Genomic DNA, 22,881 nt, shown 5'->3' with positions numbered 1-22,881 from the left:
CCTCTGGGTTGGGGTTTTGGTTGCTGGGTCAATAGCAGGATTATGGCCAATAGCAACACGCCACTCCGCCGGAATGCCGTTTTTTAAAGGCTTTGTCGGGCTCAGAGCCGCTTTCGGAACCTGACGGGATTTCAGGCCTTGGGGGGGCGCATTTTGCCTGTCCATTGGATAAGATCGCGACATTATGCGCTTGGCGGCGATTCGCGACTGCGATAGCTGTATCGGCGCGATACACGGGTCAATAAGAACCGGACCAGAAAGGACGAGGCAAATGAGTGACATCAGCGAACTTGAAGGCAGGTTGAGCGCTGCGCTGGAGCGGATTGGACGCGGCGTGGATGCGATGCAGGCTGTGGTTGCTGAGCCTGATGAGGGTGAAGATGTTCAAGCCTTGCGGCGGGCGCTGGAAAATGAGGCGCTGGTCACCGCACAAATGGAAGAGCGCGTTCGGGCACTGACCGCGCGCCAATCGGATCTGGAAGCAGAGCTGGCCGCGGAGAAAGAAGCCCGCGCCGCCGCTGAGGATACCGTAAAGATTGCTGAAGCCGCTCAGGAAGAGGCCTCTCAGTCGCTGATCGCCGCTGAGGCGCGCGCCGAAGCTGCAGAAACAGCGGCAGCCGCGGCTGCGGATGCGGCCGCAGAGGCTGCGAGTGCGGCGCCGAGTGCTGCGGATGCGGGGGGCGTGAGCCCTGAGGTTGAAGCCAACCGCGCCTTGCTTGACGAGCTTGCCAAACGTCTGCGCCGTTTGCGCCAGATGGCGCGGCGTGAGCGCACCACCAATCAGGTGCTGCGCGACCAGGTCGAGAAAGGTGAGATGGTCGATCCATCCGCTGTGAACGAGGCGCTGAAAGCCGATCTGGCGACGTTGACCGCTTTGCGTGAGGCTGAGGTGACCGAAACGGCGCTGATCCTCGCAGAGCTGCGCCCGCTGGTGCAGGGCACCGCGGGAGAAAACGCAGCCGAGGCAGACGAGCCACAGGTGGAAGAGGCGGCTCCGGCCATGGCAGATGAGACAGGAGAAGCTTGATGCCTGAGGTACAGATTGAGATTGGCGGACGGGTTTTTGAGGTCGCCTGCCAAGACGGAGAACAGCATTTCCTGCGCGCAGCGGCGCAGATGCTGGATGAGCAGGCCAAGGTTCTGATTGAACAGGCGGGCCGCATTCCTGAGGCGCGCATGCTCTTGATGGCGGGTCTGATGCTGGCGGATAAAACTGCGGGTCTGGAAGATCAGCTGCGTGAGGCGGAAGCCAAGCTGGCGGCGCGTGACGAAGAGATCAAAGCGCTGAAAGACGCGCCAGCTCCAGAGCCTGAGCAGGTGGAAGTGCCTGTGATCCCTGAAGCTGTGACCCAAGCCATGGCCGAAATGGCCGCACGCGCAGAAGCGCTGGCTGATCTGGTGGAAGAGAAAGCGGCTGGGTGAGCCGCCCATCCGCGCCGCAACTGGCCCCGGGTGATTTGATTTTCGCCGCTTTGGGCGCGGAGGACAATCTGATCTCTGCGGTGGTGGAAGGCCACCGTGGAGCACGGGTCAATCACGTTGGTATTGTTGTCGCCCAAGACGGGGCGCTGTCGGTTCTGGAGGCGATTGATCCGGCCGTCCGCGTGACCTCGCTGGCGGAGTATTCAGACCGGAGCCTTTGCAGTGAGGCGCGGCCACGGTTGATGTTTGCGAGGTTGCGCGCGCCTTATCGTCCGTTGATCCCGGCGGCGCTGACTTTTGGGCTGTCGCGCCTTGGCGTGCCTTATGATCCTTACTACACCAGCAGCCCCGAGGCTCTCTATTGCAGTGAGTTGATCCTTGAGATGTTTCGCCATGCCAACAATGGGGTGGCGGTGTTTCCCAACACGCCATTGAGTTTTCGCGATGTGCAGAGCGGTGCGTTGCTGGAAGACTGGGTGGCGCATTATGCGGAAGTGGGCCGCGAGGTGCCGGAAGGGGCTGCGGGCTCCCATCCTGCGGGATTGAGCCGTGATGCGCGGCTGGAGATCTATCACGTGGAAGGCCGCGTTCCCGGCTATGCAAGTGACATGCGCTGACGCGGATGACCTTTGAAGCACCGTCCTAAAAATCTGAAACGGACGGTCTCCACCAACTTGCAGGAGGCGTAGCCGACCAGCCCCAGTCCCTCCGTGCGGGCCCTCCCCAAGGGAGGGGGCTTCACTCCCACCCAGGGCCGGGGGCTGGTCTAGATGACCCGATACAGTTGCTGCAGATTTGTTGGACGATAATCTGAATAACAAAAAAGCCCCGCCGATTTGGTGGGGCTTTTCAATAAGATATGTCCGAAAGCTTATGCGTTGGCTTCGCGGATTTTGTCGGCGGCGTCTTTGTCGTAGGTCACGCCGTTGTCGTCAAACATAGTGTCGAGCTCGCCGGACAGGGTCATCTCGGTGATGATGTCGCAGCCGCCCACAAACTCGCCTTTGACGTAGAGCTGCGGGATGGTTGGCCAGTCGGAGTAATCCTTGATGCCCTGACGCACGTCTTCGTCGGCCAGCACGTTCACGTCGGTGTAGTCCACCCCCATGTAGTTCAGCACGCCAGCCACGCGGGAGGAGAAGCCGCACTGGGGCATGTCTTTGGTGCCTTTCATGAAGAGCACCACATCGCTGGCTTTGACGGTTTCGTCGATACGGTCTTTAACGTCGGTCATTCTTTTCTCCGTTTCCAAGCGCGGTATCGTAGCTGTCGTTCGACGCGCCAGAACCTCGGCCCATATTTAAGAAGTTTCTTGAACTCACATATGGTGATCGCAACGCCGTAAGCAAGATCAATTATTTTGATGAGGAACCATACTGGGACTGTGTCCAAAGGACTACTCTTTCAAAAAGGTGTCACCGAAAAGCGCAATCCACCGAAGAGGGCCGGAGTTCAACCAATGCTAATTGTCTTTGTCCTTTGGGACAAACAGGCGGGCGTATTCCTGCGGGTCTTTGGGGACTTTCCATGTGCGGGTGTCGCCACCCCCAACCCCGGATTGATATTCGGAGCGCAGGTGATGGTAGTCCGGATCGTCCTCGTCCTGCACAAGCGGGCTGCGGTTGCGGCTGAACCATGCGACCAATGCGCCAAGGGCGCAGACCGCAAAGATCAGCCCACCGGCCAGCCCGCTGAGGGGCATTATTCCGGTGCCTTTGTGGTCAGGGCTAAGGCGTGCAACTCGCCCGACGGCCCGTCCATCTTGCCTTTGAGGGCGGCATAGACGGCGCGCTGTTGTTGCACGCGGTTCTTACCGCGGAAGCTTTCGTCAACCACCATGGCGGACATGTGCACACCGTCCGAGCCGCCGACTTGGATTTCGGCATCCGGAAAGGTCTCGCGCAGCAGTTCCTCAATTTGGTGAGCTGTCATTGGCATGGAGGCGTTCCTTTGTCTTGTTCAGAAAAAATGTAGGGCTTGGCCGAATGCTCCGCAAGTCGGTTTCGGCGGAAGCTTTTAAACAAACGGTGCGAGCGATTGCAGAAAGGCGGGCACATCGGCGAGGGCGTCCTGCACCTCCGGCTCCTCAAAGTCATAGATGGACTTCGGATCCTCGGGGCAGAGCGCGGCGACAAGGGCTTCGCGCTGTGCAGCAACGCTGGCGGGCACAGGGATCTGGGCGGCTTGCTGCAGAAGCAGGAGCGCTTCGTGAATGGGGCGCACGACGCGCAGGGCATAGGTCATATGGCCCAGAAGATCGGGATCTTCGCGCCAGTGCTCTCCGTCAAACAGCTCTTGGGTGACACGCTGGCCAGCCCCCGCGCAGGAATAGGCGACGCAACCGCCAAAGCCGCGCGGGATCAGATCGGCGTGGATCGTACAGTTGAAACAGCTGTCGGAGAGATTGGGGCAGGGATCGTCTGCGCGTTTGATGAGGGCGAAATCCTCATCCGCATCAAATGGGTAAGCCACGCAGCAAAGCGCTGCGCAGCTTGCACAGTCATCCGTGAGGGGCGGAAGCGTGGGGCGCCCGCCCTCCATAAGATCAGGCAACGGCGGCAGCGAAGCTGCTGCGGAAGGTGTCAGACAGTTCCGCCAGCGTGGCTTCAGAGCCGCCGAATTTCACGGTGTCGCCGCCAAATTTGCCAACGGTGGTGATCGTGATGCCAGCTTTGGAGGCGTTAATCATCAGCGCTTCGGCCTGATCGAAGTTACAGGCCACCAGATAGCGCGCCTGATCCTCGCCAAAGAGGGTTGGAGTGTCGTCCACATCCAGTTGAACACCGACGCCAGCACCTTCGGCCAGTTCAAAGGCGGCCAGCGCGAGGCCGCCGTCCGCGAGGTCGGTGCAGGCTTTGATCCAGTCGCGGTTTTCGCGGATGAATTCGCCGTTCTTGCGCTCGGCTGCCAGATCCACATGTGGGGCATCGCCGTCTTCGCGGTTGAAGACTTCTGCAAGCAGGGCGGATTGGCCGAGGTGACCGGTAGTGTCCCCGATCAGCAGGGCCACGTGACCGTCGCGCACTTCGCCAAGGATCGGCTCTTCGTTTGCCGCGATGAGGCCAACCGCACCGATGGTGGGGGTTGGCAGGATCGCGGAACCGTCGGTCTCGTTATAGAGGCTGACGTTGCCAGACACGATGGGCATATCCAGCGCGGCCACCGCCTCGCCGATGCCTTTGATCGCGCCGACAAACTGGCCCATGATCTCTGGCTTTTCGGGGTTTCCGAAGTTCAGATTGTCTGTTGTTGCCAGAGGCTTGGCGCCCACAGCTGAGAGGTTGCGGAAGGCTTCAGCCACCGCCTGTTTGCCACCTTCAACCGGGTTGGCTTTCACGTAGCGTGGGGTCACGTCAGAGGTGAAGGCCAGTTTCTTGTCGGTGCCATGCACGCGGATCACGCCGGAACCCATGCCGGGACGCTGTGCGGTGTCGCCCATGACGGTGGTGTCATATTGCTCATAGACCCACTGTTTGCCGGCGTAGTTTGGCGAGGAGATCAGCGCTTTGAGGCCATCGATACCGTCGATCTGCGGCACCTCGGCCAGCTCTTCCGCGGCTGGGGTTTCCACCCATGGGCGGTCATATTCCGGCGCACGGCCAGAGAGTGGAGACAGCGGCAGGTCGGCTTTGACTTCGCCGTTGTGCAGGATCAGGAAGCGGTCTTCGGCGATGGTTTCACCAACGATGGCAAAGTCGAGATCCCATTTCTCAAAGACGGCGCGCGCTTCGGCTTCAAGCTCTGGCTTCAGCACCATGAGCATACGTTCCTGAGACTCAGACAGCATCATTTCATAGGCTGTCATGTTGTCTTCGCGCTGTGGCACGTCTTCGAGATTGAGCTTCACGCCAAGCTGGCCTTTGTCGCCCATTTCCACGGCGGAGCAGGTAAGACCCGCGGCGCCCATGTCCTGAATGGAGATCACGGCGCCGGTCTGCATCAGCTCCAGCGTGGCTTCCATCAGGCGTTTTTCTGTGAAGGGGTCGCCAACCTGAACGGTGGGGCGCTTTTCTTCGATGGTGTCGTCAAATTCCGCAGAGGCCATGGTTGCGCCGCCGACGCCGTCACGGCCGGTTTTTGCACCGAGATACACAACCGGCATGCCGACGCCGGAGGCTGCGGAATAAAAAATGCCGTCGGTCTTGGCGAGACCGGCGGCGAACGCATTCACAAGACAGTTGCCGTTATAGGCCGGGTGGAAGCGCACTTCGCCGCCCACGGTTGGCACGCCGAAACAGTTGCCGTAGCCGCCGACACCCTCGACCACGCCGTTCACAAGCTGTTTGGTCTTATGGTGGCCGGTTTCACCGAAGGACAGGGAGTTCATCGCCGCGATGGGGCGGGCGCCCATGGTGAAGACATCGCGCAGAATGCCACCCACGCCGGTCGCCGCGCCCTGATAGGGCTCGATGTAGGACGGGTGGTTGTGGCTTTCCATTTTGAAAACAACCGCGTCGCCGTCGCCGATGTCGACGATGCCCGCGTTTTCGCCCGGGCCGCAGATCACCTGAGGGCCATCGGTGGGCAGGGTGCGCAGCCATTTCTTGGAGGATTTGTAAGAGCAGTGCTCGTTCCACATCGCCGAGAAGATGCCGAGCTCGGTGAATGTGGGTTCGCGGCCAATGATCTCTAGGATCAGCTCGTATTCGTCAGGTTTCAGTCCATGGGCTTCGATGAGATCGGTGGTGATGGCCGGTTCCTGCATGGTGCGTGCTTCCCCCAAAAAGTAGCGTTTGAAGGGCTTTTAGGGCAGGCGGACGCAAAGGGGAAGAGGGTTTGACGTTATCGGTATCATGGCGTGTTTCTGGCGCGGCCTGTGCCGCCGCTTCGGGCAGGTGAAATGCGGGTTAGGGCGTGCGTCAAAGAAAAGAGCCGCCCCGAAATGAGGGCGGCTCTTTGTCTGTTTGGTGTGCCTTGGGCTAAGCGTTAGCCGTCAGGGCCTTTGGGCGCGGCGGCGGGGGCTTGTTGCTCCTGCTGCTGCGCGGCGGCGGCCCCGGCGGCGGTGAGCGCGGCTTGCTCTGCTGCGGGCAGCTCTTTGGCGGCCTCGGGCAGGGCAACACGCACCTCGCGGCGGGCAAAATCGATGCCGTTTTCAGCAAAGGCGGATTTGACGCGGTTGTAGATCTCTTTGCGGATCATGAACTGCTTGCCCGGCTTGGCCATGAATTTGCCGCGGATGATCATGCCAACATCGTCGATGTCCAGCACGCCCTGAGATTTGAACGGCTGCAGGAAATCATCCTTGTAGAGCTCTTCGGTGAGCATCTCCTGACCGATCTTTTTGAAGATCTTTTTGACCTTATTGGGATCGGTGTCAAACGGCACTGTGAACTTGAGTTTCATGATCACCCAGTCACGCGAGTAGTTGGTGAGCTTGGGGATTTCGCCGTAAGGGATGGTGTGGACCGGTCCGAGGTGGTGGCGCAGCTGCATGGAGCGGATCGAGATTTTCTCAACCGCGCCCATGGTGCCGTCGATCTCGACATATTCGCCGACGCGGAAGGCGTCATCCACGAGGAAGAACACGCCGGAGACCACGTCTGTCACCAGTTTCTGGGCACCAAAGCCGATGGCCAGACCGGCGATACCGGCACCAGCCAGAAGCGGCGTGATGTCGATGCCGAGGTTGCCGATTGAGAGCAGGCCAAAGATCACGATGATCACGCCCTGTGCGGTCACCAGAAGCAGTGGCAGCACAGTGGAGAGGCGTGTGGCACCGCCGCCGCCCATTTCGTTGTCGGCATCTTCCTGGCTCATGCCAAGCGCGGTCATCTCTGCCGCAAGACGGCGGTTGATATAAAGGCTGACACCTTCATAGACCACATAGCCGACGATCACGGTCATGGCGAAACTGAAGAGGTTGTCTGCGATGCCGGCACGGTCCTGCAGCAGGCTGAGCAGAGACACGTTCCATGCGCTGGTGATCAGCGCGAGCACGGCGCCCACGGCAACCACGCGGCCGATGCGTACATAGCTGCGTTTGGTGGCCATATAGGCCTCCTCGGCGGTGGCGCCTTCGCCCTGCATCGGTGGCACAAGATGACGGACAAGCCCGCGGATGCCGGTGTCGATGACCGGCACCATCAGGAGCCAGAACATGGTGGTGTAATGCGCGCCACCCAGCAGCAGCTTGACCTGTTGCAGGCCAATCAGCGTGGAGACCAGTACCCATGTGAGGCCCGCAACAGCCAGCGCATAATAGGGGTAGATGCGCGCCAGTGCTTCGTCAAATTCGGTGCGGTCCGGGTCATCGCCACGCATCATCTCGCTCAGGCCTTCGCGCGCGGTCCATGCGATGAAGGCGATGTAGAGATAGACCATGGAGTCGATCCAGAAGCCGATGCGGGTTGTCACCGGCGGGATGCCGTTGGTGGCGTTAAAATCCACCACAAAGATGGTTGCGCCGCCCAGGATCACAACGCCAATGATGTGGCGGTGGATGAAGCTGGCCCAGCGGTCGCTGATGTGCACGAGGCGCAGGTCAGGACGGTTGGGGGCCATCAGGAAGCGGGAGAAGGCTGCCGCGATGCGGGGCATCCAGATCATGTAGCCAATAAAGGGCGCCACAAAGGTCACCTGCTGCGGATCCAGCAGTGTGCGGCCCATAATGCGCACGGTGATATAGAAGATCACCAGCCCGAAGATCTCGCGCAGGAAGCGCTTGAACAGGAAGGTCAGGGACTCACGCAATGTGGCCTCGCCCTGAGTGGCTTCGGGGTTGCGGATCTTGATGAGCCAGGCGCGCACGCCGTATTCCACGGCAAGAGCGACGGCCAAGATCAGCGCGACAAGGCCAAAGAGGCCCATGACGCCGCCAACTCCGCCATAAGAGGCGGTGAAGTTGGAGAAGGCCTGAAACTGCGACGGCACAAGCACAGGCAATTTGCGCAGCGCATCAAGCAGCGGCGTGGAGAAGGCGGCCCAAAGCGCAGCACCCCGGTCGATCAGCGATTGCGGTGCTTCGCCAGAAGTGCTGCCGGCGGCGACCGCGTCCAGACGGTCCAGCAGGACAGCGCGCACCTGATCGTCGGACATGCGGGCCACCATCGAGGTGATGGCCTCCGGTGACATCTCGGACGGATCGATTTCCGGAGCTTCGGCGCTGCTTGATGATATTGTGGTGGTTGGCAGCGTCTGTGCCTGCGCCACCGCGCTTAATCCAATGCTTAAAAACAGCACGGATGCTATGGACAAAATGAGTTGTCTCATGAGGAACCCTGAAGTGATCAAAAAGTTGTGAACAGCAGATGCGCTTTGCCTGCAGAGGTCAAGGACCGACCTGTAAATGAAAGGTTAATTTCAGAAGGTGAAATCTGAAAGGCACATTTCCCGCAAAAAGCGTGTTGAGAATGTGTTGGCCGAAAAGACCCCGAAATTGGGTTTGGCCAAAAAAAGGGCCGAGCATGAAAGCTCGGCCTTAGTCCAACAGGGAGGTGAAGATGATGCGCATCTAAGCAATCATCGTCTTCGAGTGTTCAATTAGTAGTCAGTTTATAAACCTTCAAGGTTTTTTATGTCGCAGGTTAATCATTGCTGCTATGCGCAATCTGCATAGCTTAGCGATTTTCCTTATCCCGCAATTGCTTGCGGTGTGAAATGATCTCTTCCTGAACGAAATCACGGAAGGCTGCGATGCGCTTTGATTGGCGCAATTCCTCTGGATAGGCCAAGTATACTGGCACTTCGCTGGATTCCACATCATCCAGAATCCGCACCAGATCAGGGAAATCCTGCATCAGATAGTTGGGCAGAACGCCGATCCCGAGATCGTTGCGCACGGCCTGCAGCACGCCATAGTAGTTGTTGACGTAGAGCATCTTGCTCACGTCATTGGCCAGCAGGCTGGTGACAAAGTTGGCGCCTGCGCCGACCTGTTCGGAGTTGACGTTCTGGCAAATCAGGCGGTGTGCGGACAGATCGCTGAGCGATGTGGGCTCGCCATGTGCCTCGATATATTTGCGCGACGCATAAAGACGCATGCGCACGCTCATCAGGCGTTTGCGGATCAGATCGGCCTGACTTGGCTCTTTCATGCGGATGGCCACATCGGCTTCGCGCATGGGCAGGTCGAGCACGCGCTCTTCGAGCATCAGGTCGATGTTGAGATCCGGATATTGTTCATAGAGCTTGGCCAGACGGGGGGCGAGCCAGAGCGTGCCAAAGCCGATGGCCGTGGTCACGCGCAATTCGCCAAAGACCTCTTCTTCGCTGTCGCGGATGCGTGCGGCGGCGGCATCAAGCCGTTTGTTCATCGCAGCGGTTGCATCAAACAACAGCTCGCCTTGCTCGGTCAGGATCAGCCCGCGGGCGTGGCGGTGAAACAGGGTGGTGTTCAGAGATTCTTCCAGCGCGCGGATCTGGCGGGACACAGCGGACTGCGACAGGTGCAGCACATCACCGGCGTGCGTCAGGCTGCCGGCATCGGCAACTGCGTGAAAAATCCTGAGTTTGTCCCAATCCATGACGGCTCCATTTTGTTGTTTTGTGTCATGTGGTTAGTTGTCAGTCAAAACAATTCGACCTGTTTGGACCCAACGAAAGCAGCCAGATACGCCGTCAGGCCCCATATGAAAAGCACAGTTTTCCCTTGTTTCATAGCTTTACAGGTGTTTGGTGCGGTTCTTGGGCGCGCGGGCCGCACCACCTGAAAGCTTCGCCGTTGCGAAAACTGCCCAAAATCTCACCTTTTCTTTCGCTATGCGTCTTTTAATTGAAATAAATGTAAGAGGTTACAATTTTAAATACGCCTGTTACGGTGCGCGCACAGCATTTAGTGAATAAAACGTCAAAAATTTCCGAGCCCTTTGATGAGAGGCGTTGAGCCAACTTAACATGCGGTACTTTTCTACGTTACGAGCGCGGTTTGCGCCTCATTACTGTATTTACATCGGATTTTTTCTGTCGGCGCTGATCACCTGGCCGATACTGGCCCGGCTTGAGGCGTTTGAGTGGTTTCATGACTACAGCCGCGCGCATGAAGACTGGGATCTTGATGAATTTGCGATGCTGATCATCAACCTCACGTTTGCTCTGTTGTTCTCAGTCATTTATCAATCGCGGCGGCTGAAGCGGTTGTGGCGGGAGCGGGATGCGCTGCGCGCACAGGCGGAGATTTCGGCGCGCTATGACCCGCTCACCGGGGTCTTTAACCGGCGCGCCTTCAAAGAGGTTTTGGGAGAGGCCATTCAGAGGCAAGCAGCGGACGGGGATTCGGCGGACGGCGCGCGCTTTCTGGCGTTGCTGGATCTGGACCGGTTCAAACCTGTCAACGAGCTGCATGGCCACTCGGTTGGGGATGCGACGCTTGTGGCGGTCAAGGAGCGGCTGGTGCGCGAGATCGGCGCTGCCGGGGTGGTGGCCCGATTGGGCAGCGATGAATTTGTGATGCTGTTTGACGCAAGCAGTGATGCGCGCAAGGTGGAGCGGGCGACGCAGCGGCTGGTCTATGATCTGGCGCAGCCGATCCAGATCGGTGAGGTGATGGTGCATGTCGGGGTCAGCGCGGGGCTGGTGCAGATCCAATCGAATGACGATGTGACCGAGGTGCTGCGGCGGGCGGATAAGGCACTTTTTCAGGCGCGCTCACAGGGGCGTGGACTTTACGCCTGGTATGATGAGACGCAGGATCAGCAATCGCGCAACCGCACGCAGATCACCGCTGATCTGCGCGAGGCGATTGCTAATGGTGACATTAAGCCTTGGTATCAACCTATTGTTTGTTCTAATAAAAATAAGGTCAGAGGGCTGGAGGTTTTGGCGCGCTGGCAGCATCCCGTGCGCGGGTTTGTGTCGCCGGATGTGTTTGTCGAACTGGCAGAGGATTGCGGGCTGATTGGCGCCATGGGGCAGAGCATTCTGCGCCGCGCCTGTCTGGATGCGCGGGATTGGGATGAAAGCCTGACCCTGTCGTTTAATGTGTCGGGTCTGCAGTTCAATGACCCCAATCTGATCCCCTCGATCCAAGAGATTCTGGTGGAAACAGGGTTTCCGGCGGCGCGGTTGATCCTTGAGGTGACAGAGCGCTCGGTGATTGATGATTTTGAGGAAGCCGGGCGCAAAATTGGGGAGCTAAAGGACATTGGCGTTTCGATTGCGCTCGATGATTTTGGCACCGGCCATTCCAGTTTGGCCTGTCTGCAGAGGCTGCCTTTTGACGGGCTGAAGATTGATCGCAGCTTTGTGACCGACATTTCCGAGCAAACCCAGAACCAGAGCATTGTGGCTGGCATTGTGACATTGGCGCGGGGGCTGGCGCTTGAGGTGACTGCTGAGGGGATCGAGACCGCTGAGGATCTGGCCTTTGTGCGGGAACTGGCCTGTGAAAAAGCGCAGGGCTTTCTTTTTGCAAAAGCTGTTCCGGCAGAGCAGGTTACAGCGCTTTTGCAATCTGACTGGGCGGCGTTTGGGCAGGATGCGGAGACCGCGCAGGGCGTCTGACATTTGGAGTCATCCTCTGGGTGATCCAGTTCAGAATTTAAGCCCTGCGCCGCACAGCTTGCGCTGTGAACAATTTTCTTTGATCCAAAGTCGTTGCTTTGCGTACTATTTCTCACAGGGAATAGGAAAAGAACGCTTGTTCAAAAAAATGTTTACATAGGTCAGTAATTACGACTTATTATAACGCCTATATTGGAAGAGACCGTCCAGCGAGGGGAGCGCAAGATGAGTATCCAAAAAGTATCCTTAAACGACCGGTTTGACCTGTCCAAAGACAGTGTGATGCTCAATGGCACGCAGGCGTTGGTGCGTTTGATGCTGATGCAGAAGGCGCGTGATGCGGAGGCGGGGCTGAACACGGCCGGGCATGTGACCGGGTATCGGGGCTCGCCGCTTGGGGCGGTCGACAGCCAGATGACCAAGGCTGAGAAGGTGCTGCGGGAGTCCGATGTGCTGTTTCAGGCCGGTCTGAACGAGGATCTGGCAGCCACGGCGCTGTGGGGGAGCCAGCAGGCCGAGCTGCGCGGGGAAGGCAAATTCGACGGGGTTTATGGCCTTTGGTACGGCAAGGGGCCGGGGGTGGACCGCACCGGCGACGTGATGCGTCATGCCAATATGGCGGGCACCTCCAAACACGGCGGCGTGCTGATGGCGATGGGGGATGACCACACGGGCGAGAGCTCGACCGTGCTGCACCAATCGGAATGGGCGATGGTGGATGCCTATATGCCGGTTGTGTCCCCGGCGGGTGTGCAGGAGATCATGGACTTTGGCCTCTATGGCATCGCGCTGAGCCGCTTTGCCGGGGTCTGGGTTGGCCTGAAAACCATGAAAGACACGATTGAGGCCACCGCTGTTGTAAACGGTGATCCGCACCGTTTGAGCTTTGTGGAGCCTGAGTTTGATATGCCTGAGGGTGGGCTGAACATCCGGCTCGCAGACACGCCACACGCGCAGGAAGCGCGGATGATTGACTACAAACGCTTTGCCGCGGAGGCGTTTAGTCGGGCCAACCGTATGGACAAGCGCGTCTGGGGTAAGCCGGGTGCGAAGATCGGCTTTGTCGCGGCGGGCAAGAACTGGCTTGATCTGGTGCATGCGTTGCAGCTTCTGGGCATCAATGAGGAAGAGGCCGCGCGGCTGGGGATCACCACCTATAAGGTGGGCCAAACCTTCCCGATGGATATGACCACTTTCAACGAATGGGCCGAAGGGCTCGATCTGATTGTGGTGGTGGAAGAAAAGCGCAAGCTGATTGAGATCCAGATCAAGGAGGCGATCTTTGATGATCGGCGCGGGCGTCGCGTTTATGGCTGGTACAAAGGCGGTGCGGGACTGATGGGGCGCGAAGAGCTGTTCCCGACACGCGGCGCGCTGGACCCGATCATGATTGCCGAGAAGCTCGGTGAGATCCTGATTGAGGAAGGGCGCGGCACCGATGCGGTGAAGGCCGGGATGAACACGCTGCTGGAGGCCAAGCGCTCTGACAATGCCGAGGATATTGCGGTGCGCACGCCGTGGTTCTGTTCGGGCTGTCCACACAACACCTCCACGAAAGTGCCGGAGGGCAGCCGCGCCTATGCGGGGATTGGCTGTCACTATATGGTGCAGTGGATGGATCGCGAGACCACCGGCTACACCCATATGGGGGGTGAGGGAGCCAACTGGGTTGGCGAAGCGCCGTTTTCCAAGACCAAACATGTGTTCCAGAACCTTGGGGATGGCACCTATAACCACTCCGGCATTCAGGCGATCCGTGCGGCCATGGCGGCGGGGACCAACATCACCTACAAGATCCTGTTCAACGACGCGGTGGCGATGACCGGCGGGCAGACCAATGAGGGCGATTTGAGCCCGCAGCGGATTGCCAGTGAGCTGCGCGCGATCGGGGTTCAGGAGCTGGCTGTGGTCTATGATGAAAAGGAAGAGGTGGATCAGAGCCTGTTCCCAAGCGGTATCAGCTTTCATGAGCGCGCCGACCTTAAGTCGGTTGAGAAGAAGTTTCGTGATATCAGCGGTGTAACGGCGATTGTTTACGTGCAGACCTGCGCCAGTGAAAAGCGTCGCCGCCGCAAACGGGGCGCGTTCCCTGATCCGGATCGGCGGGTGTTCATCAACACCGATGTCTGCGAAGGTTGCGGGGATTGCGGGGTGCAATCCAACTGTATCTCGATTGAGCCGGTGGAAACGGAGCTGGGGCGCAAGCGCAAGATCAACCAATCCAGCTGCAACAAAGATTTCAGCTGTCTCAATGGGTTCTGCCCGTCTTTTGTGACCGTGGAAGGCGCAAAAATCCGCAAGGCGGCGACCACTGCGGTGGATCTGCCAGAGATGCCGACACCAAAGCTCGCGCAGATCAATGGCACCCATAATGTGGTGATCACCGGTGTTGGCGGTACGGGGGTGGTGACCATCGGTGCAATCCTGTCACAGGCGGCGCAGATCGACGACAAGGCGGCTGCGATGATGGAAATGGCGGGGCTGGCCCAGAAGGGCGGCGCGGTGCATATCCATTGCCGGATTGCAGAACGCAGCGATGACATCAGCGCGGTGCGTGTGGCCACGGGGGAATGTGATGCGCTGATCGGCGGTGATCTGGTGGTGAGTGCCGGGGCAAAAACCCTTGGCCTGACCAGCACCGGGCGCACCGGGGCCGTGGTGAACAGCCATGAGATCATCACCGGGGATTTCACGCAGAACACCGAATTTAAACTGCCCAGCGGGCGGCTTGAGGTGGCGCTTCAGGCGCGGCTGCGCGAACAGCTGAGTATGTTTGATGCCTCGGAACTGGCGCGGGTTGTGCTGGGGGATGGGATCTTCTCCAACATGATGATCTTTGGCGCGGCCTGGCAGCAGGGTCTTGTGCCGCTGAGCCATGAGGCGATTACGTCTGCGATTGAACTGAACGGTGCAGCGGTTGAGAAAAACCAGCGCGCCTTTGAAGTGGGTCGCTGGGCGATACTCTATCCGGAGGATGCAGAGGCTTTGCTGACCCCGAAGGTTGTGCAGATGCCCAAGAGCCTTGAGGAAAAAATCGCCTTCCGTGCGGATCATCTGGTGAAATACCAGAACAAACGCCTCGCGAAGCGATATCGCAAGCTGGTGGACAGCGTGTCTGACAAACGCCTGAAGGAAGCGGTGGCAAAGGGCTATCACAAGCTTCTGTCTTATAAGGACGAATATGAAGTGGCGCGCCTGCATCTGGAGAGCCGCGCCAAGGCTGAAGAGGTGTTTGAGGGGGATTTCACCATGAAATTCCACCTGTCGCCGCCCACACGGGCCAAGATGGGCGCCAATGGCCGGCCGGAAAAGTCGGAGTTTGGCCCGAAGACTCTGCGTCTCTTCAAGCTGCTAGCGAAGCTCAAAGGTCTGCGCGGCACGCCGCTGGATCTGTTTGGCCGCACAGAAGAGCGCAAGATGGAGCGTGCGCTGATCAAGCAATATGAAGCGGATATGGCGATGGTGATCGCGGAGCACGGCGAAAAGCCGCATGAGGCGGCTGTGGCGCTGGCGGCATTGCCTCTGCAAATCCGTGGCTTTGGTCCGGTGAAGCAGGAACACGAGGCCAAGGCGGCGAAGCGGCGCGAGGAGCTTTTGGCGGCGCTGCGGGATGGCGATGAGATGAAAGCGGCGGCGGAATAGGATCGCGATCCATCACTTTAGGAAATGAGACGCCTGCCGTTTTTGCGGTGGGCGTTTTTTGTGGCTGCGCCAATTTTCGCAAGGCGCAGGCAAAGGGGTTAAAAAAACTGTCGCATTTCTGACATATGATGCGCGGACACAGAGACCAGAGAAGACCCATGCCGTCCAAACGCCAAGTTGCCCGTGACATCAGTTATGCCTACTCCGCACAGACTCGCAGTGGTCGTGCGATGATCCGTGTGATGGAGAATGCCACAGGGCGGCTGCGCCTGATCAAGCGCGCTGAGGGCTATGAGACGGAAGTGGCCGCCGGGCGGGATTTCTGGGCGGTGATGCGCGAGCGCTATGGGCTGTCGCTGGATGTTGTGGGCGGGAGCCTCACCAATATTCCCAAAACCGGCCCGCTGATCATGATCGCCAACCATCCCTATGGGATCCTGGACGGGCTGATGATGGGCAATATCCTGAGCCAGACGCGCGGCGATTTCCGCATTCTGGCGCATCAGGTGTTCCGCAAAGCCGAAGACCTCAACCGCGTCATTCTGCCGGTCAGTTTTGATGAGACCAAAGAGGCGGTGAAGCAGAATCTCGAAACCCGCAAGACCGCGCTGAATTACCTGAAAGAGGGCGGTGCCATTGGGATTTTCCCTGGCGGCACGGTCAGCACGGCGGAGACACCTTTTGGCACGCCGCTTGATCCGGGCTGGCGCGGGTTTACCGCGCGGATGGTGGCGAAATCGGAGGCCACCGTGGTGCCTGTGTTCTTTGACGGGCACACCAGCCGCCTGTTTCAGATCGCCAGCCATCTGCATTACACGCTGCGCATGGGCTTTCTGATACGGGAGTTCAAAAAGCGGGTGGATACGCCGGTGCGCGTGGTGATTGGCAAACCAATTGACCGTAATGCGATCAACAGCCGCGCCAAAGACACCAAGGCGCTCATGGACTTTCTGCGAGACAGCACTTATTCTCTTTCTCCCAAGCCCATTGCCAATTTTGGCTATGGATTTGAGTTTGAAGAAAAATACCGCGCCTGATCGCGGATAGAGGTGTGTTGTGGCAGTTGGGATTTTTGACAGTGGTCTGGGCGGTCTGACCGTTTATGACGCGGTGAGCAAGCGCTTGCCGGAGGTGCCGATTGTGTATTTCGGCGATAATGCGCATGCGCCTTACGGGGTGCGCGACGCAGATGATGTGTATGATCTGACCACCAAGGCGGTGGAGCGGATGTGGGACGCGGGCTGTGATCTGGTGATCCTCGCCTGTAACACCGCAAGCGCGGCCGCGCTGCGCCGGATGCAGGAAAGCTGGGTGCCGACCGACAAGCGGGTGCTGGGTGTTTTTGTGCCGCTGATTGAGGCGCTGACCGAGCGCAGCTGGGGGGACAATTCTCCGCCGCGTGAAGTGGATGTGCAGCATGTGGCGCTGTTTGCGACACCGGCCACCGTGGCAAGCCGCGCGTTTCAGCGCGAGCTGGCATTCCGCGCGATTGGCGTGGATGTGGAGGCACAGGCCTGTGGCGGCGTGGTGGATGCCATTGAAGATGGCGATATGATCCTGGCCGAAGCGCTGGTGCGCAGCCATGTGGACGCGCTCAAACGCAAGATGCCAGAGCCGCAGGCGGCGATCCTGGGCTGTACCCATTACCCGATTATGCATGACACCTTCCAAGATGCTTTGGGCGCAGGGGTAAAAGTGTATAGTCAGGCCAATCTGGTTGCAGAATCACTGGCGGATTATCTGGAGCGGCACCCAACCATGATCGGGACGGGCGAAAAAAATATGTTCCTGACCACAGGCGACGTGCGCAAGGTCTCTGACCGGGCGACGCAGTTTTTGCGACGACGAATTACCTTTGAATCGGCCTAACACCCGATCGTGAAGAGAGCCACATGCGACCTGCGGGCGCAGGCTCTCGCAAAACTCCCAATTTTTGATTATTTACCCCGCAGGTGACGGGGTGGCCGCTGAACAGCTGCGGCCAACAACAGGAAAGAGGTCTTTGAGATGACCCATAAAATCGCAATTCTTGGCGCCAGTGGCTATACCGGAGCTGAATTGGTGCGTTTGATCGCCACCCATCCGAGCATGGAGATTGTGGCCCTGTCCGCAGATCGTAAGGCAGGCATGGAGATGTCTGCGGTGTTCCCGCATCTGCGCCATCTGGAATTGCCGACCCTGTGCAAGATCGACGAGATTGATTTTGCCGATGTGGATCTGTGTTTCTGCGCCTTGCCACACGCGACTTCTCAGAAGGTTATCAAGACGTTGCCTTCTGACGTTAAGGTTGTCGACCTGAGCGCGGATTTCCGTCTGCGCGACCCAGAGGAATACGCCAAATGGTACGGCGGGCAGCATGATGCGCTCGAAATTCAGCAAGAGGCGGTCTATGGCCTCACCGAATTTTACCGCGAAGAGATCAAGGCGGCGCGGGTTGTGGCCGGGACTGGCTGTAACGCGGCCACCGGACAGTTTGCGCTGCGTCCGCTGATTGAAGCGGGTGTGATTGATCTCGATCAGATCATTCTGGACCTGAAATGTGCAGTATCCGGCGCAGGGCGGTCCTTGAAAGAGAACCTGCTGCATGCGGAGCTGAGCGAAGGCTATCACGCCTATGCCATTGGCGGCACGCACCGGCATCTGGGCGAGTTCGATCAGGAATTCTCCAAGATTGCGGGGCGCGAGGTGAAGGTACAGTTCACCCCGCATCTGGTGCCTGCAAACCGGGGCATTCTGGCGACGGTTTATGTGCAGGGGGATGCGGCGGAGATCCATGCGACCCTCGCGGCGGCCTATGGTGATGAGCCGTTCATCGAGGTTCTGCCCTTTGGCGAAGCGCCAAGCACGCGCCATGTGCGGGGCTCCAACTTCTGCCATATCGGCGTGACCGGAGACCGGATCGAGGGGCGCGCGATTGTGATTGCGGCGCTGGACAACCTGACCAAAGGCTCCAGCGGGCAGGCGTTGCAAAACGCCAACCTGATGTTGGGAGAAGAGGAAACCGCCGGCCTGATGCTGGCGCCTTGCTTCCCGTAAAATGCGCTGTGGCGCGGGAGACTAAAAATGAAGAGCCTGAAAAAGCAACGTCGGATCCAGGTGATCATCCTGACCTTCGTAGCCATGATCGTATCCACCGCCTTGATTGGCTATGCGATGCGAGATGGGATCAATTTCTTCCGCTCACCTTCTCAGGTGCTTGAAGAGCCTCCCGCGGCCAACGAGGTGTTCCGCATTGGCGGGCTGGTTGAGGATGGCACCTTGGTGCGGGCCGATGGGGAGACCGTTCGGTTTTCCGTAACAGATGGCGGCGCGTCGGTGCCTGTGACCTTCACCGGCATCCTGCCGGATCTGTTCAAGGAGAACGAAGGCATGGTGGGCACAGGCTCTTATGTGGACGGGGTGTTTGTGGCGACAGAAATCCTCGCCAAACACGATGAGACCTATATGCCCAAAGAGGTGGTGGACGCGCTGAAAGAGCAGGGCGTGTATCAGGAGCCTGAGAGCGAAGGCTGACCGCAGCCCCTTTCTCCAGAGATTTGAACCCGCAGGCTTGACGGCTTGCGGGTTTTTCTATGGGCGCAACAGCAGCGTGCGGCGGGCTTGGAGGGGCTTAACGCAGGCGTGCCAGCTTGGCCGTGTCAGGCACAGGAGGGCGACAGAATGTTGAATGTGCAGCAAATCGCGCGGGAGATTGTGGCCCGCGAAGGGGGTTTTGTAGATGATCCGGATGATCCGGGCGGGGCGACCAAATTTGGCGTGACCATCCATACGGCGCGGCGGCTTGGGTTGGACAAAGACAGGGATGGCGATGTGGATGCGGCGGATATCCGGGCGCTGACACGGGAAGATGCGGAACGGGTCTTTCTGAAGCATTACTACGAGGCCCCGGGGATCAGCGGTTTGCCGGAGGTTTTGCAGGCCTCAGTCTTTGACATGTATGTCAATGCAGGCGGCAATGCGGTGAAGATCCTGCAGCGGCTGCTTGTGCAGATGGGGCAGCAGGTCACGGTGGACGGGCAGATTGGCCCGCAGACCATCGCCGCCTGTGAGGCGGCTGCCGGGCTGGCGCCGCATCATCTTGCCGATGCTTACGGTGTGGCGCGGCGGAACTATTATTTCCGGCTGGCAGACCTACGCCCCAAATCGCGCAAATATGCGCGTACGCGGGCGGGCCATAAAGGCGGATGGATCAAGCGGGCGGAGGAATTCATCTCGCCCCGATATCATCTGAGTGCGGAGGAATTTCAGAAACGGGTGGCGTCATGGGGCTGATTGAACGGGCGCTGTCCTTTGTGTTTGGCGGCGGGCGCAATGTGATTGCAGAGACCGCCGAGGTGTTTAGGGAGAACGCGGAAGCAGGGGCGCAGCGGGCGCAGGACGTGCAGATCGCGGCGATGCAGAGCCATGCGGAAGAGTTTCGGCAAGCTGACCGCGGGGTGTTTGACCGGCTGATGGACGGGGTCAACCGCGTGCCGCGCCCGGCCATGGCGATTGGTTGTCTGGCGCTGTTTGTGGCGGCCATGGTGGATCCGGTGTGGTTTGCGGCGCGCATGACCGGCATTGCGTTGGTGCCTGATCCGATGTGGTGGCTGTTGGGCGTGATCGTGAGTTTCTACTTTGGCGCGCGGCATCAGGCGAAAGGGCATGAATTTCAACGCAGTATGTCGCAAAACTTGAAGCAGGTGCCGCAGGTTGTTGAGGCCATTGAGACGTTGGAAAACATCCAGAAACGAGAGGGTGATGCAGGCGCGGACGAGCGGGCAGACGTCCGTGCGCCAAAGGAGAGTGCAGAGGGGCCGGAAGGCCTGAAGAACCCTGTCCTAGATGATTGGCGCAAAACGGCAGGCTGAGGGCGCGACAATCTGGACCGAGATTCACGCCGAATTGCATTGGACCCTCGGGGAGGCAGGTCTATATAGACGCCATGATAGTAGAGCTCGGCCATTTCGCACTGATCCTAGCCGCCGTCACCGCCGTGGTGCAGGCAATCGTTCCTCTTGTTGGCGCGCATAAGCGATGGCACGGTTGGATGGCCGTGGCCGAACCGGCTGCGGGCTTGCAGTTCCTGTTCACAGGCTTCTCTTTTGCAGCGCTGACCTATGCCTTTGTGGTGTCTGATTTCTCCGTGCAGCTGGTGGTGAGCAACTCCCACACGCTGAAGCCCATGCTTTACAAAGTGAGCGGTGTCTGGGGGAACCATGAGGGCTCCATGCTGCTCTGGGTGTTTATCCTGACCATCTTTGGTGCCTGTCTTGCGTGGTTTGGCGGCAATCTGCCCGCAACCTTGCGCGCCCGAGCTTTGGCGGTGCAAGCCTCTGTGGCAGTTGCGTTTTTTGCCTTTATCCTTCTGACGTCCAACCCGTTTTTGCGGATGGATGTGGTGCCGTTTGACGGCGGCGATCTGAACCCGCTTCTACAGGATGTGGGCCTCGCACTGCACCCGCCGTTCCTCTATCTGGGCTACGTGGGTCTGAGTATGGCGTTCTCCTTTGCGATTGCTGCGCTGCTTGAGGGCCGTGTGGATGCGGCCTGGGGGCGCTGGGTGCGGCCATGGACGCTGGCGGCCTGGGTGTTCCTGACCATCGGCATCGCGCTTGGCTCCTGGTGGGCCTATTACGAGCTGGGCTGGGGCGGCTTCTGGTTCTGGGATCCGGTGGAAAACGCCTCCTTCATGCCATGGCTTCTGGCGGCGGCGCTGCTGCATTCCGCCATTGTGGTGGAAAAACGTGAATCGCTGAAAAGCTGGACGATCCTGCTGGCGATCATGGCCTTCAGCTTCTCCCTGATCGGGACCTTCATTGTACGCTCCGGTGTGATCACCTCTGTGCATGCCTTTGCCAATGATCCGGAGCGCGGTGTGTTCATTCTGGCCATTCTGGCGCTGTTCACAGGCGGCGGGCTGACCCTGTTTGCGGCACGGGCAGGGGCGATGGAAGCCAAAGGTGTGTTTGGGGTGGTCAGCCGGGAAACCGCGCTGGTCCTCAACAATATCCTGCTGGCGGTGTCCTGTTTTGTGGTCTTTATCGGCACCATCTGGCCGCTGGTGAGCGAGCTTGCCTTTGCCCGCAAGCTGAGCGTGGGCCCGCCCTTCTTCAATATGGCGTTCACACCTTTCATGGTGTTGCTTGGCGCGATCCTGCCGATTGGCGCGATGCTGCCGTGGAAGCGGGCCAAGCTTGGTAAGGCGATGAAGCCGCTGGTGCCTGCATTGATGCTGGCGATTGCGCTGGCCGGGCTGGCCTGGGCGATGCAGAGCGGACGGTCGCTTCTGGGGCCGGTGGGGCTGTTCCTTGGCGCATGGCTGGTCTTTGGTGCCGCCACGGACCTGCTCTCGCGCACTGGACGGGGCGATCTGAAGGCGCGTTTGGGCCGGATGACGCGGCTGCCACGTGCGGATTGGGGTAAGGCGGTGGCCCATGCGGGGCTTGGCGTGACCATGTTTGGTGTTGCCGGTCTGATGGCCTGGGAACAGGAAGACATCCGTGTGGCGCAGCTGAATGAGCCATACACCGTCGGCGCGTTTGAGATCACCCTTGAGAATGTGCGTGATGTGGAGGGGCCGAATTACCTGAGCACCATGGCGGACATTCGGGTGCGCAGCGGTGGCCGAGAAATTGCCATGCTGCATCCGGAAAAGCGGGTCTATCCGATTGCGGGGATGCCAACCACCGAGGCGTCGATTGATTACCGCGTGCTGCGGGATGTGTATCTGGCGCTTGGCGATGAACAGTCGGGCGGGGCCTATACGGTGCGTACCTATATCAAGCCCCTGACCAACTGGATCTGGATGGGATCGTTCCTGATGGCGCTTGGCGGCTGTTTGAGCCTGAGCGACCGGCGTTACCGCGTGGCTGCGGGCGCGCGCAAAGCGCCAAGCGGCGGTGTGCCGGCGGAATGAGGTTTGAGATGATGAACGCCCTACGCAAATTCGGAGCCGCCCTGACCGTGGCGATGCTGATGGCAGGACCAAGCGCGGCTGTACAGCCTGATGAGGTCTTGGCCGATCCTGCTCTGGAAGAGCGGGCGCGGGAAATTTCCAAGGATTTGCGGTGCCTTGTGTGCCGCAATGAAAGCATTGACGAAAGCAACGCACAGCTGGCGCGTGATCTGCGCCTGTTGGTGCGTGAGCGCCTTGTGGCCGGGGACAGCAACGAAGGCGTGGTGGATTTTGTGGTGGAGCGCTACGGCGAATATGTGCTGCTGCGGCCGCGCACCACCGGCTCCAACCTCGTGCTTTATCTGGCGGGGCCGGCGATGTTGATCATCGCGCTTGGCATGGGGCTGGCCTATGCGCGGCGGCGTTCTCAGGCGCGCGCGCCGACCGAACGCAAGCTCAGCGCCGAAGAGGCGGCCCGATTGAAGGAAATCCTTGAAGACTGA

20 protein-coding genes are annotated in these 22,881 nt (G+C 59.3%); 13 read left to right on the top strand and 7 right to left on the bottom strand.

From position 1 onward, the window contains the following. Positions 1–271 precede the first annotated feature (271 nt). From J7412_RS12690 to J7412_RS12680, 3 genes are read left to right on the top strand one after another with little or no spacing between them, the layout of a single operon-like run. On the top strand, positions 272–1,027 hold the full coding sequence (locus J7412_RS12690) for a hypothetical protein (protein WP_209078971.1): 756 nt from the start codon (positions 272–274) through the stop codon (positions 1,025–1,027). Beyond that, positions 1,027–1,422 carry a cell division protein ZapA gene (locus tag J7412_RS12685; RefSeq protein ID WP_209062353.1) on the top strand — a complete coding sequence of 132 codons (396 nt, stop codon included), beginning with the start codon at positions 1,027–1,029 and terminating at the stop codon, positions 1,420–1,422. The genes J7412_RS12690 and J7412_RS12685 overlap by 1 nt, the downstream gene beginning before the upstream one ends. Next, positions 1,419–2,039, top strand: a complete 621-nt coding sequence (locus J7412_RS12680) for a YiiX/YebB-like N1pC/P60 family cysteine hydrolase (protein WP_209078970.1) — start codon at positions 1,419–1,421, stop codon at positions 2,037–2,039. The genes J7412_RS12685 and J7412_RS12680 overlap by 4 nt, the downstream gene beginning before the upstream one ends. Before the next feature lie 254 nt (positions 2,040–2,293). Here J7412_RS12680 and grxD read toward each other — a convergent pair whose 3' ends face one another. From grxD to J7412_RS12645, 7 genes are all read right to left on the bottom strand, one after another. Next, the gene (gene grxD, locus J7412_RS12675; protein WP_209062357.1) at positions 2,294–2,656 is read right to left on the bottom strand and encodes a Grx4 family monothiol glutaredoxin; all 363 of its coding nucleotides are present in this window, start codon (positions 2,654–2,656) and stop codon (positions 2,294–2,296) included. 228 nt (positions 2,657–2,884) lie between these two features. Next, on the bottom strand, positions 2,885–3,124 hold the full coding sequence (locus J7412_RS12670; RefSeq protein ID WP_209078969.1) for a hypothetical protein: 240 nt from the start codon (positions 3,122–3,124) through the stop codon (positions 2,885–2,887). Next, a complete protein-coding gene (locus tag J7412_RS12665) occupies positions 3,124–3,360 on the bottom strand; it encodes a BolA/IbaG family iron-sulfur metabolism protein (protein ID WP_209062359.1) in 237 nt (78 codons plus the stop codon). The genes J7412_RS12670 and J7412_RS12665 overlap by 1 nt, the downstream gene beginning before the upstream one ends. A gap of 78 nt (positions 3,361–3,438) precedes the next feature. Continuing rightward, positions 3,439–3,894, bottom strand: a complete 456-nt coding sequence (locus J7412_RS12660) for a hypothetical protein (RefSeq protein WP_209062361.1) — start codon at positions 3,892–3,894, stop codon at positions 3,439–3,441. 73 nt (positions 3,895–3,967) lie between these two features. Beyond that, positions 3,968–6,127 (bottom strand): phosphoribosylformylglycinamidine synthase subunit PurL, encoded by a 2,160-nt coding sequence (gene purL / locus J7412_RS12655; protein ID WP_209078968.1) that lies wholly within the window; start codon positions 6,125–6,127, stop codon positions 3,968–3,970. A gap of 221 nt (positions 6,128–6,348) precedes the next feature. After that, positions 6,349–8,631, bottom strand: coding sequence for a mechanosensitive ion channel family protein (locus J7412_RS12650; protein ID WP_209078967.1), 2,283 nt, complete (start codon positions 8,629–8,631; stop codon positions 6,349–6,351). A 347-nt stretch (positions 8,632–8,978) separates the two neighbouring features. After that, entirely contained in the window at positions 8,979–9,884 is a 906-nt protein-coding gene (locus J7412_RS12645) for a LysR family transcriptional regulator (RefSeq protein ID WP_209078966.1), read from the bottom strand. A 370-nt stretch (positions 9,885–10,254) separates the two neighbouring features. Here J7412_RS12645 and J7412_RS12640 point away from each other — a divergent pair, with 370 nt between their 5' ends. The 10 genes from J7412_RS12640 to J7412_RS12595 all read left to right on the top strand — a co-directional run bounded on the left by J7412_RS12640 (position 10,255) and on the right by J7412_RS12595 (position 22,881). Further along, the gene (locus J7412_RS12640; RefSeq protein WP_209078965.1) at positions 10,255–11,859 is read left to right on the top strand and encodes an EAL domain-containing protein; all 1,605 of its coding nucleotides are present in this window, start codon (positions 10,255–10,257) and stop codon (positions 11,857–11,859) included. Between the two features lie 225 nt (positions 11,860–12,084). Continuing rightward, positions 12,085–15,501, top strand: a complete 3,417-nt coding sequence (locus tag J7412_RS12635; RefSeq protein ID WP_209078964.1) for an indolepyruvate ferredoxin oxidoreductase family protein — start codon at positions 12,085–12,087, stop codon at positions 15,499–15,501. A 158-nt stretch (positions 15,502–15,659) separates the two neighbouring features. Continuing rightward, a complete protein-coding gene (locus tag J7412_RS12630; protein WP_209078963.1) occupies positions 15,660–16,538 on the top strand; it encodes a lysophospholipid acyltransferase family protein in 879 nt (292 codons plus the stop codon). A 19-nt stretch (positions 16,539–16,557) separates the two neighbouring features. Continuing rightward, positions 16,558–17,370 (top strand): aspartate/glutamate racemase family protein, encoded by an 813-nt coding sequence (locus J7412_RS12625; protein ID WP_209078962.1) that lies wholly within the window; start codon positions 16,558–16,560, stop codon positions 17,368–17,370. A gap of 138 nt (positions 17,371–17,508) precedes the next feature. Beyond that, positions 17,509–18,537 carry an N-acetyl-gamma-glutamyl-phosphate reductase gene (gene argC, locus J7412_RS12620; RefSeq protein ID WP_209078961.1) on the top strand — a complete coding sequence of 343 codons (1,029 nt, stop codon included), beginning with the start codon at positions 17,509–17,511 and terminating at the stop codon, positions 18,535–18,537. Positions 18,538–18,564: 27 nt separating this feature from the next. Then, entirely contained in the window at positions 18,565–19,014 is a 450-nt protein-coding gene (gene ccmE, locus J7412_RS12615; RefSeq protein WP_209062379.1) for a cytochrome c maturation protein CcmE, read from the top strand. A 147-nt stretch (positions 19,015–19,161) separates the two neighbouring features. After that, positions 19,162–19,773: a holin-associated N-acetylmuramidase gene (locus tag J7412_RS12610; RefSeq protein WP_209078960.1), complete on the top strand. Its 612-nt coding sequence runs from the start codon at positions 19,162–19,164 to the stop codon at positions 19,771–19,773. Beyond that, entirely contained in the window at positions 19,764–20,351 is a 588-nt protein-coding gene (locus tag J7412_RS12605; RefSeq protein ID WP_209078959.1) for a holin family protein, read from the top strand. Before J7412_RS12610 ends, J7412_RS12605 begins: the two co-directional genes overlap by 10 nt. 74 nt (positions 20,352–20,425) lie before the next feature. Further along, positions 20,426–22,399, top strand: a complete 1,974-nt coding sequence (locus J7412_RS12600; RefSeq protein WP_209078958.1) for a heme lyase CcmF/NrfE family subunit — start codon at positions 20,426–20,428, stop codon at positions 22,397–22,399. A gap of 11 nt (positions 22,400–22,410) precedes the next feature. Further along, entirely contained in the window at positions 22,411–22,881 is a 471-nt protein-coding gene (locus J7412_RS12595; RefSeq protein ID WP_209079118.1) for a cytochrome c-type biogenesis protein, read from the top strand.

The sequence above is a fragment of the Shimia sp. R9_3 genome (assembly GCF_017743755.1).
Lineage (GTDB): Bacteria > Pseudomonadota > Alphaproteobacteria > Rhodobacterales > Rhodobacteraceae > Shimia.
Note: the sequence above shows the minus strand (reverse complement) of the source record. Positions and strands in the feature narration are given on the sequence as shown.